Below are 12,227 nucleotides of genomic sequence, written 5' to 3' on the forward strand. Positions count from 1 at the left end.
ATGGAATTTGGAATTTTTGTTCAGGGCTATGCCCCGGGAGAAAAGGCACACGATTCAGAGGCCGAACATGCGGCCATTCACGATGAAGCGGCCTACGCCCGCGCGGCGGACGAAAACAACTGGAAGTATTGCTGGGTCACCGAACATCATGGCCTGACCGAATACAGTCATATTTCCGCCAACGACGTCTATCTGGGCTTTCTTGCCGCCCAGACCAAAAACATCCACATCGGCTCGGGGATCTTCAACCTGAGCCCGCGCGCCAACCACCCGGTCCGCAATGCCGAGCGCGCGGCCATGTTGGACCACCTCTCGAACCGTCGCTTCGAATTCGGTACCGGCCGTGGCGCGGGCTCTCATGAGGTCGGCACCTTCAACATTGAGGACACATCGTCCACCAAATCCGAGTGGGACGAAGTCGCGCCGCAACTCATCCGGATGTTCAAGGAAAAGGACTACACCTTCAAAGGCGAACATTTCCAGATGGACAAGCCGCATAATATCCTCCCCAAGCCCTACCGGGGCACCCATCCGGCCATGTGGATGGCGTGCGGCAACCCTGCCACCTACGCCAAGGCAGGCAGCTTGGGCCTGGGCGCTCTCGGTTTCAACTTCTCGTCTGTGAGCCAGATGAAGCCGCAGATCGACGCCTACAAGGAAGCGGCCGAAAAATGCACGAATCCGATGGGGGAATACCAGAATAATAATGTGATGATCACCAATGCGGTGATCTGCTTCAAGGATCGCGATCGTGCGATCGCGTCGGCGTGCCAGCCCAACCGTAGCTACCTCACGAGCCTGGTCGGCCTCTATCACGATACCTTCCCCAAACCCGACGGCTTCCCCGTCTGGCCGGAGAAACCCATGCAGATGACGCCGGAGATGGCCGAGATGGCCATGGCGAACGGCGATATGCTCTGCGGCACCCCCGAAGATATCTGCGAACAGCTCTCCAAGGGCTATGCCAATGTCGGCTTTGACCAGCTGGTCTTCGGCATGCCCAATCACCTCAGCAAGGAAGAGACGCTGGAATGTATCGAGCTCTTTGGCAAGGAAGTCATCCCGAACTTCGACAAGGACCCGGTGCACCGCACCACACGCTTCCGGGAAGAAGCCGAGTCCCGGCTGGCGGCGGCCTGAAGCGAAGCCGCCCCCCCGGCAAGAGCCACTCACGAGCGCCGCGCCCTGAACCGCCCCGAAAGTGCCTGAGGGCGGACCGCGCCAGGTCAGGCAGGGTCAGAAAATAAAAAGGGCCACCGGAAAATCCGGTGGCCCTTTTGTCTGGTCTGATCCCGAAAGGATCAGAACGTCCAATCAGAACTGCGCGTTGTCGAGGAACGCACCACTCGGAGATGGCGGAGGACCGTCGCACTGCGCAGGATCGACCGCAGTGGCCGGATCACAACAGTTGCCTGTCGTCGTGTTACAGGAGCCACTATTGCAATCGGTATAATCCGTGCAGGTCTGGATCTCGCAATTGCCAGCGTTGCAGATCAGAGTATCCGAGCCACCCGCGACGCACTCGGCATCCGTAGAGCAGGAAGGATTACTGTCGATACCCCAAACAAATCCGGCGACGGCGATCTCGCCTCCGATACAGTCGGTTTTACCGATGAGCGTCGGCGATCCGTCACAACCCGACACAGGATTATCAGGATCGGGGCCGAGGTTGTTCAAGGTCGCGAAACCGAAGCTGACCGAGGTGCCGTAGAGAACCGAAGCCGAAGCATTCGTGCTCGCATTGGCCTTGTTCTTACCCGAGGACTGGAAGACAATCTTGCCCTTTTCCACCAGAATACGCTGCGTGACTTCGACAGGAATGACGCCCAGAACGTTCCAATTCTGGACAGCAACGGCTGTTACCGGCGAGCCTTTCGGACCGCACACACCTTTTTCGTCGTTCGGCGGGCAAGTCAGCTTGGCGTTACCCGCGATCTGCGTCACATAGCCACCTTCGCCGTCCTTGGTCGACGGGCCAGCCTTGACCTTCAACTTGCCGTTGCGATCGTCGGGGAACTCAATGGCGCCACTCGGCAGGGCCGAACGGACAAAGGTAGACTGCACCTTACCTGCAGGGTCTGCGGCACTCGCCACAGATGGCGCGGCAAAACCAGCTGCGGCGAGGCAAGCTAGTGAAATTTTCCAACTGGAATTCTTCATATCAATTCTCTCCTTAAGGGGGGTTGGACAGAAACATGTTCCGAACGGCCGCCTGCGAGAGGCTGCAGGCGCCCTGTTCCTCTCGATAGGTTGTCGCGCGGAAGAAGGGTTGTGGTCAACCATCAATGTCCCAAAAAATATCGCGACTCCATATCTCTTGCTCGATCATCCCACATAGCGAGACAAACCATCCCGCAGCGCGTCGCGTCATAGATTTCTCGGATCGCCCACCGTCAGCGTCCACCGTGCTGGCGCCCCCACCCCACCCCCAAGGACAAAAAAAGAGGCCCCCAGATTTCTCTGGCGGCCTCTTTGGTTAGGCCCGGAGTTCGCACCGGGCGTGTCTCAAATCAGAACTGCACGGTGTCCAGGAACGCACCGCTCGGGGACGGATCGGGACATGCGCCCGCGGCACCCGAAGCCGCATTCGGATCACAGCAGTTACCGGTGGTGGTGTTGCACTCACCCGAGTTGCAATCGCCATCGGTCGTGCAAGTCTGAATGGCGCAGTACCCGGTCGCGGTGTTACAGTACAAGGTCGGTCCAGCCAGCTCGCACTCGGCGTCTGTCGTACACGAGTTGCTCAAGTCGAAGCCGTAAATGAAGCCGGCCGACATGGCGTCGATCGCGCTGTAGCAGTCGGTCTTGTAGACTGTCGGGGCGCCAAGACAACCTGTGATCGGGTCCTCGTAGCCAGCGGCACGGTCGTTGATCGTGACATAACCGGTCGCAATCGGCGTGTTGTACACGGTGCTGGCAGCAACGTTGCCTGCGGCATTCGACTTGTTCTTGCCGGTGTTCAGGAAGACAATCTTACCGCCGGTGATGCGCAACTCCGAGACGTTTTCGATCTCGATGTTGGCCAGAACCTTCCAAAGCAGGACCAGCACGGCGGGCTGCGGGTTATCCTTGGGGCCGCAGAGACCTTTGCTGTCCGGGTTCGACGCACAAGTCAGCTTGGCGTTACCAGCAACCTGAACCTCGTAACCACCGAGACCATCCTTGTCGGCGCCGCCGAACTTGATCTTCAGCTTACCGGCACGATCCGCCGGCATCTGAATGTCCGAAAGTGAAGACAGCTGTCCGGGGACAAACGTAATTTGGCCCTTACCTGCGGGCTTCGCCATGGCCGGGGCCACAAGCGCGACGGACACCAAAGCGCCCAAAGCAATTTTTCCGATTTGCTTGTACATATTTGTTCTCCTTAAGGGGATAGGGGGACGATAACGTTGTCGTTCTGTGATGTGGCCCGCCCCCGGGCCTGACTGAGTCGATCACCGTTTTCGCCCGAAACGGACCCCGCGGTCAATCAATTAAGTTGTCTTCCTGTGCTCTGAATTCCGGAAAAATGAATTTCGGCCCACCGAGTGAGACAAACCGCTCATGCCGCATTGCGTTACGGGAAAGTGGCTGAGGCCAGAGGGACGGCTTGATTTCCAGAGATCTTTTTTCCTCCTTCATTCGAGACAGACTCTACGATAAAGGATCTCCAACATGCAGAGTTTCAGAAATAATTTTTCCGCACTTCGTTCCACCAGCTGGCTTGTCGGCCTGCTGATCCTCCTGGCTGGCTGTCAGAATAGCGAGACGCCCTCCGAGCAAGCCCCTGCAGCGAAATTGAGGCAGGGACCCGTCGACCGCCTGACCCTCGCGCTCATGGGAGACCCTGAAGACGAGGTCAGCCAGATGGGCCTGATCGCGCTTCAGGGCGATAGTCTTCCGGGCGTGCAAAAACTTCTCGCCAGCAATGATCCGGCTGTTCGGTTTGCGGGCGTCGAAATCCTCGAACAGATCGTCGCACCAGGTGCGATCGAGGTGCTGATCGCCTCGCTGGAAGATCCTGACGAATCCGTACGTCTGGAAGTCGTGGAAGCACTTGGCACATGGCAAAACGCAAAGGCGACCGACCCCCTTCTCGCTCTCTACCCGCATGAGACAGACAATCAGGTGAAGTACGAGATCCTGACCTCGCTGGGAGCTATCGGTTCGACCGAAGCAATTCCGGTCCTGCAGGCTGCAACCAAGGCCGATGACCCTTATCTGCGCATGTGGGGCATGGACGCGCTCTGCACCATGCGAGCGCCCCGGGCCACCCAACGCGCGCTCGAGCTGATCCGGGACCCCAACCGTTACACTCGGCTTCAAGTCCTGAAGTCCTGCAAGAATCTGATCGGGCAGAATACGCCGACCGGAGAACTTCTCGAGACGGTCCTTGTTGCCGATTCGTTCACGGAAGCCAGCTTGGGGCGCGCCATTCTCACCCAACAGATGGCAGGCACTTATGGTGCCCCCAACCGGGCGATTGTTCGCGAGGCAACACGCAAGCGACTCAGCGCAGAAGACAATATCATCGCCGCACTTCTTCTTGCCCAGATCGGAGACCCAGCGGCCATTCCCAGACTTCTGCAGAGCGCCGACGACCCGGACCCGCAACTCCGCCACAATATCGCCTACCGTTTGGGCCAACTCGGTGACCCGGAAACAATCCCTGACCTGATTGTGCTACTCGGGGACCAGAGCGATCTCGTGTCGGGAACTGCGGCCGGAGCCCTCCAGCAATGGGACAATACCTCATTCCCGGCCGCACAAACGGCGTTGCAAAACTATGCAGGACCTAAATTGCCACCGCCAACAGGCCCGCGTTTGCCGGCTGAATAGCTGGCGTTCGAGCTAGCGCAGAGTGAGAAACGAGGCGCGGGCCAGGTCCAGCGCCGAGTCCGGGAAGACTCCGAAATAAATCGTGCCGACAAGTGCAACCAGCAATGCGCCCACAAGATAAGGCTTCGGTTCGATCGCGGGAGGTTCGGTGACCGGGTCGCGCATGAACATCTCCACGATCACCCGCAAATAATAATATCCGGAGATGACGCTGGTCAGAATGAGAATAACAGCCAGCGGGATATAGCCGACCTGCACCAGGGCCTCGATGATGTAGAGCTTGCCGATAAATCCGGCCATCGGCGGGATCCCCATCAGGGACAGCAGGAAGATCACCATCACACCGGCGAGAATCGGTCGGCTCTCGGCCAGACCCGCATAGTCCGATATGGACTCCCTGCGGTTTCCGGGAACAGCCATGGAGGCCACCACCGCAAAAGCGCCGAGATTCATGAACGCGTACACGATCAGATAGAAGAGGATCGCCGCGCCACCACGAGGCGTTCCCGCAACCAACGCGGCCAGCACATAGCCTGCGTGGGCGACGCTGGAATAGGCCAACATTCGCTTGATATTATTCTGCGAGATCGCCGTAATATTGCCAACCACCATGGTCGCGGCAGAAAGCACCCACAAGGCGATCGACCAGTCAGCATGCATCGGAGCCAGAGCGGTGAGAAAAAGTCTCGCCATTCCGACGGCAGCGCCCGCCTTGATTCCCACGGCCATCAAGGCGGTGATCGAGGTCGGTGCCCCCTGATACACGTCCGGGGCCCAGAAATGGAAGGGCACCACTCCGACCTTGAACCCCAATCCGACAATCAGCAGTGCGATGCCGCCAAGGACGAGACCGCGGTCTGCCGCAGGCAAAGCCGCGGCAATTTCCGTGTAGGAGAAGGAACCGGTGGCCCCGTAGATCAGAGCAATCCCGTAGAGCAGGAAGGAGGAAGCCAAGGCACCGAGAATGAAATATTTCAACGCGGCTTCCGAGGAACGCTCGTCTCGCCGGTGCAATCCGGCGAGGACATAGGCCGGGATCGACATGATCTCAACGCCGATGAACAAGACGATGAGATCCTCCGCCCCGCCCATGATCATCATGCCGGCGACGGTGAACAAGACCAGAGGGTAGACTTCGCGGGCCTTGATGCCGAGATCTTCCAGATGGCTCAAGGCCATCGCCAGACTCACTCCCCCCGCCAGGCAAGCAATCAGGTTGGTCATCATGGCAACGCCATCGTTGGTAAAGACACCGCCGAAAGCGCTGCTGCCGTCTTCCCAGACATAAATGGAGACCGCGCTGGCAGCCGCCAAACCGGCTATCGAGAACCAGAATGGCGTTTGCGCGTCATGCTTCTCCCCGTTGAAGGCCTCGTTGAGGAGAATCCCCATGGCAAACAGGACCAGCGTCCCGACCGGAGCAATCGACTGCCACTCGGCAGCGCCATAAACGATTTCGATCATCGGACAGCCACCTTCGCTTCAGAGAGAAGATCCAGCTTCGGTGCCTCAATATATTTGGTCGCACCCGCCTGATGCAGGCGAGCCAGAAAAACATCCACCGTAGGCTCAATCCTGGAGAGGAACGGCTTGGGGTAAATGCCGATCCAGAACACGAAGAGCAGGATCGGCAGCAGGCTGAGAACCTCACGCGGACTGAAATCGCGCAGAGTCTCTTCCGCGTCGGTGACCACGCGTCCCAAAGAGCCGAAGACCACCTTCTTGTACATCGTCAGCATATACGCACCGCCGAGGACGACGCCCGACGTCGCAATCGCGGCGGCCCAGGGATGGGTTCGGAAAGAACCGAGCAGAATCAGAAACTCGCCAACAAAACTATTGGTCCCCGGCAGTCCGATCGAAGCAAAGGTCAGGATCAAAAAGATCACCGAAAAAGTCGGCGCTACAGACCACAACCCGCCATATTCGGCGATCTGACGCGTATGAGTTCGGTCGTAGATGAAGCCGATGGCGAGAAAGAGTCCGCCGGTCACCAATCCGTGGTTGACCATCTGGAGAACGCCGCCCGTAACGCCCATCGCATCAAACGAATAGATCCCGAGGATCACAAAACCCATATGACTGACCGAGGAATAAGCGATCAGCCGCTTCATATCTTTTTGCGGGTAGGCCACCATCGCGCCATAGACGATCCCGAAAACCGCCAGGCCGATCACCACCGGGAAGGCGTCCTCTGCCGCGAGAGGGAAGAGCGGGATCGCAAAGCGCAGGAATGCGTAGGCGCCCATTTTCAGGAGGATCCCTGCGAGATCGACCGAGCCACCCGTGGGCGCCTCGGTATGGGCATCCGGCAACCAGGTATGCAGCGGAAAGAGCGGCACCTTGATGAAAAAGGCGATCGCGAAGGCCCAGAAAAGCCACATCTGCTCGGTGTAGCTCAACTCGGTTCCGTAAAGGCTCATGATATCGAATGTCAGTTCACCCGATTCGCCGTGGACGAGGACCAGATAGAGAAGCGCCACCAGCATCAGCGCACTTCCGGTCATCGTATAAAGCACGAATTTGACCAACGCGTAGTGTCGACGTGGCCCGCCCCAAATGCCGAGAACGAAAGCCATCGGGAAGAGCATCAACTCCCAGAACAAAAAGAACAGGAAGAGATCGATCGCGACCAATGCTCCCAGCATTCCCCACTCGAGGACGAGGATGAAGAACATGAATTCCTTCGCTCGGTGTCGTATATCGGTCCACGAGCCGAGCAAGACAATCGGGGTAAGCATCGTGGTCAGCAGGATCAGCCAGATCGAGAACCCGTCGACGCCGACGGAGTAGGTAATTCCCAGGGAAGGCATCCAGGGAACACTTTCCACCATCTGCAAATGTCCGTTTGAACCATCAAACTGGGAAAGCAGAACGAGAGACAGCGCTAACGGCACAAGCGAAAACACGAATGCTGTCCGCTGCGCGATCTCGCGCGGTTCCGTGGGGAGAAAAAGAAGCACGAACCCGAGGAGAAGGGGCGAAAAAACAATCCAGGTCAGAATCGGGAAATCCATTATCATCAACCCCCGACCACCAGGTAGGTCCCGAGAAGGAATGCGGCGCCGAAGAGCAACCCCAGTGCGTAATGTTGCACATTGCCTGTTTGCACCCGCCGGATCACTCCCGAGAGAAGCGTTACGGTTGTCGCGACGCCATTCACGATGCCGTCCACGATGACCACATCGATCGCGGACCAGAGGAACCGAGAGGTTCTTTTATAAGGAGCCACGATCAAACCATCATAGATCTCATCGAGCCAATACTTGTTCCAGAGAACGGGATAGATCGGACGCGTCACGCCGTAAACGGTATCGAGAAGCGCAGGTCGCTTCACATAGAGCAACCAGGCCCAGAACATTCCGAAGAGGCCTACCCCGGTTGCGATTGCCATGAGAATCAAAACCTCGCCGGTGTGGTGACCTCCCCCGTGCATAAAGGGGTTGGAAGCCAGCGCTGGTGCCAGATAGTGACCGATCGCATCGCCCCAGAGAAGATGGAGCGGCATGCCGATCCAACCACCGAAGGTGGCCAAAACGGCGAGAATGATCATGGGCACCGTCATTTGCCAGCCCATCTCGTGCAGGTGCTCGGCTTTTTCCGGGTCGACATGACTCTCACCGGTAAAGGTGCGAAAGAAGGCCCGGAAGATATAGAAGGCCGTAAATCCGGCCGCGATGGTACCGAGCGCCCATGGTCCGACGAAACCTCCCATGTATGCGTTCTCGAGAACCATATCCTTGGAGAAGAAGGCAGCGAATCCGGGGAAGCCTGCGATTGCCAGACTTGCGATGAAAAAGGTTCCCGCCGTCTTTGGCATCTGCTTTCGGAGCCCCCCCATATGGGACATCCGCAATTCTCCATGCAGGGCATGCATCACAGCGCCCGCCCCGAGGAAGAGGAGACCTTTGAAGAACGCGTGCATCATGACGTGGAAGATACCGGCAGCAAAAGCGCCGACGCCGACGCCGAGCACCATGTAGCCAATCTGCGACACGGTCGAGTAAGCCAGAACCTTCTTCAGATCCTCCTGAACGATCGCCATGGTCGCGGCGAACAGGCAGGTGAATCCGCCAATCCAGGCAACCACATGAAGAGCGTCCGGAGAAAGGACGTAGAGGAAAGACAACCGGGCGATCAGATAGACGCCTGCAGTCACCATGGTTGCCGCGTGAATCAGCGCCGAAACCGGCGTGGGGCCGGCCATGGCATCGGGCAGCCAGACAAAAAGAGGTACCTGAGCGGACTTTCCGGTCGCGCCGAAAAGCATCAACAAGCAGACGGCCGTCGGCATCCACGGTATCGCCTGCGCCAGTGCTCCGGCATTCTGGTTGATGCTCTGAAGGTTCAAAGTCGGGACACCGATCTCGTAGAGTCCCCAGAAAAGCACGAACATGCCGATCAGAAACGCCGCATCGCCAATGCGGTTCACGATCATGGCCTTCTGGCCAGCATCCGCGTTCCCCATTTCCTTATGCCAGAAGCCGATCAGCAAATAGGAGCAGAGGCCCACGCCTTCCCAGCCGATGAAGAGAACCACCAGCGAGTCGCCCAGGACCAGAATCAGCATCGCGGCGACGAAAAGGTTCAAATAGGCAAAGAAACGCGAAACATCCGGATCGTCTTCCATGTAGCCGACCGCGTAGAGGTGGATCAGGGAGCCTACCCCGGTGATCAGGAAAAGCATCACACTGGTCAGGGCATCCAGCCTGAGAGTAAAATCGACAGTCAGCGGCCCCGCAGCAATCCATGTAAATACCGGGTCGATCAGAGCGCCCTCGCCCAGATGCTCGACCGGGAGGCTCCAGAGCATCCCGACGCCCGTCATGGCGATCGCAAACGCCGTGAACAGAACGCCCGGACCGATGAACTTGGAAGCGAGCGGCTTGTCGAGCTTCGCGCAGATGACATTGGCGACGAAGCCGGCGAGCGGCAACAGCACGATCCAGCGGAGCAGGGATGTTTCGAGTTCGGGCATTCTTCGATCTCTCCCCTATCCTTGCATGACGCGGATTTCGTCCGCGTTCAAAGTCTTGCGGCCCGCGAAGTTCACCAGGAAAATCGCAAGGCCCACAGCTGCCTCTGCCGCAGCGACCGTCATCACGAAAAAGACGACGACCTGCCCGTCGAGGTCCCACATCTTTCTGGCCAAGGCAACGAAGGTGATGTTCACACCGTTGAGCATCAGCTCGACAGACATCAGCATCACGATCACGTTGCGGCGAAAAAGAACGCCAAAAACGCCGATCGAAAAAACGACCGCAGCGAGCACAAGATAATGATCGACTGGTACATCCATGTTCAGGAAGCCTTGCGTCGCGCCATGACCACCGCGCCGACCACGGCGACGAGAAGCAAAACGCTGGTTAGTTCAAAAGGGAGCATATACGCCGAGAAAAGCTGACGAGCGACAGCGGCTGTTTGCCCGAAGCCCTCGGGCATCGGCTCGGCCATATTCGAGATTCCGGGTAATGTGCTCAGGGTGGCCAGCTCGATGACGAGAAGAAGGCAAAGAATTCCTGCCGAAATCCGGAGCGGCAATTGCCCGGCGAGAGGTTCTTCAGGTTCCACGGCCAGAAGCATGATCACGAAGAGAAAGAGGACAACGATCGCACCTGCGTAGACAATGACCTGCAAAAAGGCGACGAGAAATGCGTCAAGTGCGAGAAAGATGATCGCAACCTGAAAAAGCGTGAATACAAGGGCGAGTGCCGAGTAGACGGGGTTACGGTGCAGGACCGTTGTCAGCGCCCCTGCGATCGTCAGTACAGCGAGGATCCAGAACAAAACCATCAGACTGTGAACCCTTGCAGCGCGAGGATGAGAATCGCCGTGATGACCACATTCGCGAGGCCGAGCGGCAGCAAACGCTTCCAACCCAAATCCATCAACTGGTCATAACGCACCCGCGGGAGGGACCAGCGCACCAAAATCTGCACCCAGCAGAAGAAAAACAGCTTCAGCAGGAAGGCAACGATCTGCATCAGGGTCACCATCAGGGATGGTACATACACCTGCCAGCCACCAGGGAACTGGAAACCGTCCTGATAGAGATAGGGGACTTGCCAGCCTCCGAAGAAGAATGTCGTGACCAAAGCCGCGACAATGGCGATCTCCACGAAGTCCGCCATCATGAAAACCAATTGCTTGGAGCCGGAATATTCCGTGTAGAAACCGGCAACCAGTTCCGACTCGGCTTCGGGCAGGTCGAAAGGCGCCCGCTTGGATTCCGCCATCCCGGCAATGAAGAGGATCACCAGAGCCAGAGGCTGATAGAAAACACCCCAGGCCGGAATGACCCCCCACATCAGTTCGCCCTGCGCGCGAGCGATTTCCTGCATATCGAGGGTGCCGTAGGTCAGGACGACGGCGACGATCGCCAATCCCATCGAGACCTCGTAGGAGATCATCTGGGCTGTTCCGCGCACGCCGCCCAACATTGAATACCGGGAGTTGGAAGCCCAACCGCCGAGCACGACGCCGTAAACGCCCATCGAGACCATTGCGAGGATCAGCAGAATGCCGACACCTGTCTCTGCGGCTTGCAGATTAATCGTATAATCACCGAGAATCAGCACATCGCCGAACGGGACCACTGCGAATGTGAGGAAGAGCGGGATGATCCCGACGATCGGGGCCAGCCAGTGGAGGAATTTATCCGCGTCGGCCGGCACGATATCTTCCTTGTGGAAACCCTTGAGTGGGTCGGCCATGAAGGTGTTCACAATTCCCAAATTGAAGGGCAACAAACCTCCAAAGATATTCGCTCGATTGGCGCCAACTCGATCCTGAATCAGAGCCGAACCCTTCCGCTCGACCCACAAGAGGACCAGCACCATCTGCAGCATGATGACGAAGGCGACAATTACCTTCACCAGCGTGAAAATCACTTCCATAGCGATCGCGACCTCAGCTCATTCCCAAGCCAGCGCTCCGACGCGCCAGACGTAGGCCAAACCCACAGTAAGAATGCCGACAAACACTCCCATTTCGGCCAGACCGAACCACCCCAGATCGCGAAAAATCACCGCCCAAGGGTACATGAAGACCACCTCTATATCGAAAACGATAAAGAGAATGGCAACGAGATAAAATTTGATCGGGAAACGCATGCCACGGAGGGTTCCCACCGGCGGGTTGCCAGCTTCGAAAACCTCGAGCTTGGTTTCACTTGGATTTTGCGGTCCGATGATCCGGCTCGCAAAAACCATAATTATGGCGACCAGCGAGCAGAGCGCCGCGCTCATCAGCAATGCAACGTACGGGTTGATCAATGGCTCCTCCCGGCGTGTCGTCGTGCGGAAAAACCCCCCGATAATCCACGCCGAACGCTCCCGGTGAGGCTAGGGTTTGAACCCGGCCCTGTCAACGGTCTGCCTCCGGGGACTCGCGGCGGTCAAACCGAATAC

The 12,227-nt window shown here is 57.9% G+C and carries 11 protein-coding genes; 2 read left to right on the forward strand and 9 right to left on the reverse strand.

The features are described 5' to 3' along the window. Positions 1-1,140 (forward strand): LLM class flavin-dependent oxidoreductase, encoded by a 1,140-nt coding sequence (locus tag P8K07_06810; GenBank protein MDG1958230.1) that lies wholly within the window; start codon positions 1-3, stop codon positions 1,138-1,140. Between the two features lie 174 nt (positions 1,141-1,314). Here P8K07_06810 and P8K07_06815 read toward each other — a convergent pair whose 3' ends face one another. Together P8K07_06815 and P8K07_06820 are read right to left on the reverse strand one after the other, a co-directional pair. Next, entirely contained in the window at positions 1,315-2,160 is an 846-nt protein-coding gene (locus P8K07_06815; protein MDG1958231.1) for a hypothetical protein, read from the reverse strand. A 350-nt stretch (positions 2,161-2,510) separates the two neighbouring features. Continuing rightward, on the reverse strand, positions 2,511-3,353 hold the full coding sequence (locus P8K07_06820) for a hypothetical protein (GenBank protein ID MDG1958232.1): 843 nt from the start codon (positions 3,351-3,353) through the stop codon (positions 2,511-2,513). 301 nt (positions 3,354-3,654) lie between these two features. Between P8K07_06820 and P8K07_06825 the strand changes: the two genes are divergently transcribed. After that, positions 3,655-4,818, forward strand: coding sequence for a HEAT repeat domain-containing protein (locus P8K07_06825; GenBank protein ID MDG1958233.1), 1,164 nt, complete (start codon positions 3,655-3,657; stop codon positions 4,816-4,818). 12 nt (positions 4,819-4,830) lie between these two features. On the opposite strand, the gene P8K07_06830 is transcribed toward P8K07_06825, so the two are convergent. The 7 genes from P8K07_06830 to P8K07_06860 are packed head-to-tail and all read right to left on the reverse strand — an operon-like array spanning position 4,831 to position 12,065. Then, positions 4,831-6,282, reverse strand: a complete 1,452-nt coding sequence (locus tag P8K07_06830; protein ID MDG1958234.1) for an NADH-quinone oxidoreductase subunit N — start codon at positions 6,280-6,282, stop codon at positions 4,831-4,833. Then, on the reverse strand, positions 6,279-7,835 hold the full coding sequence (locus tag P8K07_06835) for an NADH-quinone oxidoreductase subunit M (GenBank protein ID MDG1958235.1): 1,557 nt from the start codon (positions 7,833-7,835) through the stop codon (positions 6,279-6,281). Before P8K07_06835 ends, P8K07_06830 begins: the two co-directional genes overlap by 4 nt. Positions 7,836-7,840: 5 nt before the next feature. Beyond that, entirely contained in the window at positions 7,841-9,796 is a 1,956-nt protein-coding gene (gene nuoL, locus P8K07_06840; protein MDG1958236.1) for an NADH-quinone oxidoreductase subunit L, read from the reverse strand. Positions 9,797-9,811: 15 nt separating this feature from the next. Continuing rightward, a complete protein-coding gene (gene nuoK / locus P8K07_06845; GenBank protein ID MDG1958237.1) occupies positions 9,812-10,117 on the reverse strand; it encodes an NADH-quinone oxidoreductase subunit NuoK in 306 nt (101 codons plus the stop codon). A 2-nt stretch (positions 10,118-10,119) separates the two neighbouring features. Beyond that, positions 10,120-10,611, reverse strand: coding sequence for an NADH-quinone oxidoreductase subunit J (locus P8K07_06850; protein ID MDG1958238.1), 492 nt, complete (start codon positions 10,609-10,611; stop codon positions 10,120-10,122). Further along, complete coding sequence (locus P8K07_06855; GenBank protein ID MDG1958239.1) at positions 10,611-11,714, reverse strand: NADH-quinone oxidoreductase subunit H; 1,104 nt, start codon at positions 11,712-11,714, stop codon at positions 10,611-10,613. The genes P8K07_06850 and P8K07_06855 overlap by 1 nt, the downstream gene beginning before the upstream one ends. Positions 11,715-11,732: 18 nt before the next feature. Then, on the reverse strand, positions 11,733-12,065 hold the full coding sequence (locus P8K07_06860; protein ID MDG1958240.1) for an NADH-quinone oxidoreductase subunit A: 333 nt from the start codon (positions 12,063-12,065) through the stop codon (positions 11,733-11,735). Between the last annotated feature and the right edge of the window lie 162 nt (positions 12,066-12,227).

The sequence above is a fragment of the Candidatus Binatia bacterium genome (genome assembly GCA_029248525.1).
Lineage (GTDB): Bacteria > Desulfobacterota > Binatia > UBA12015 > UBA12015 > UBA12015.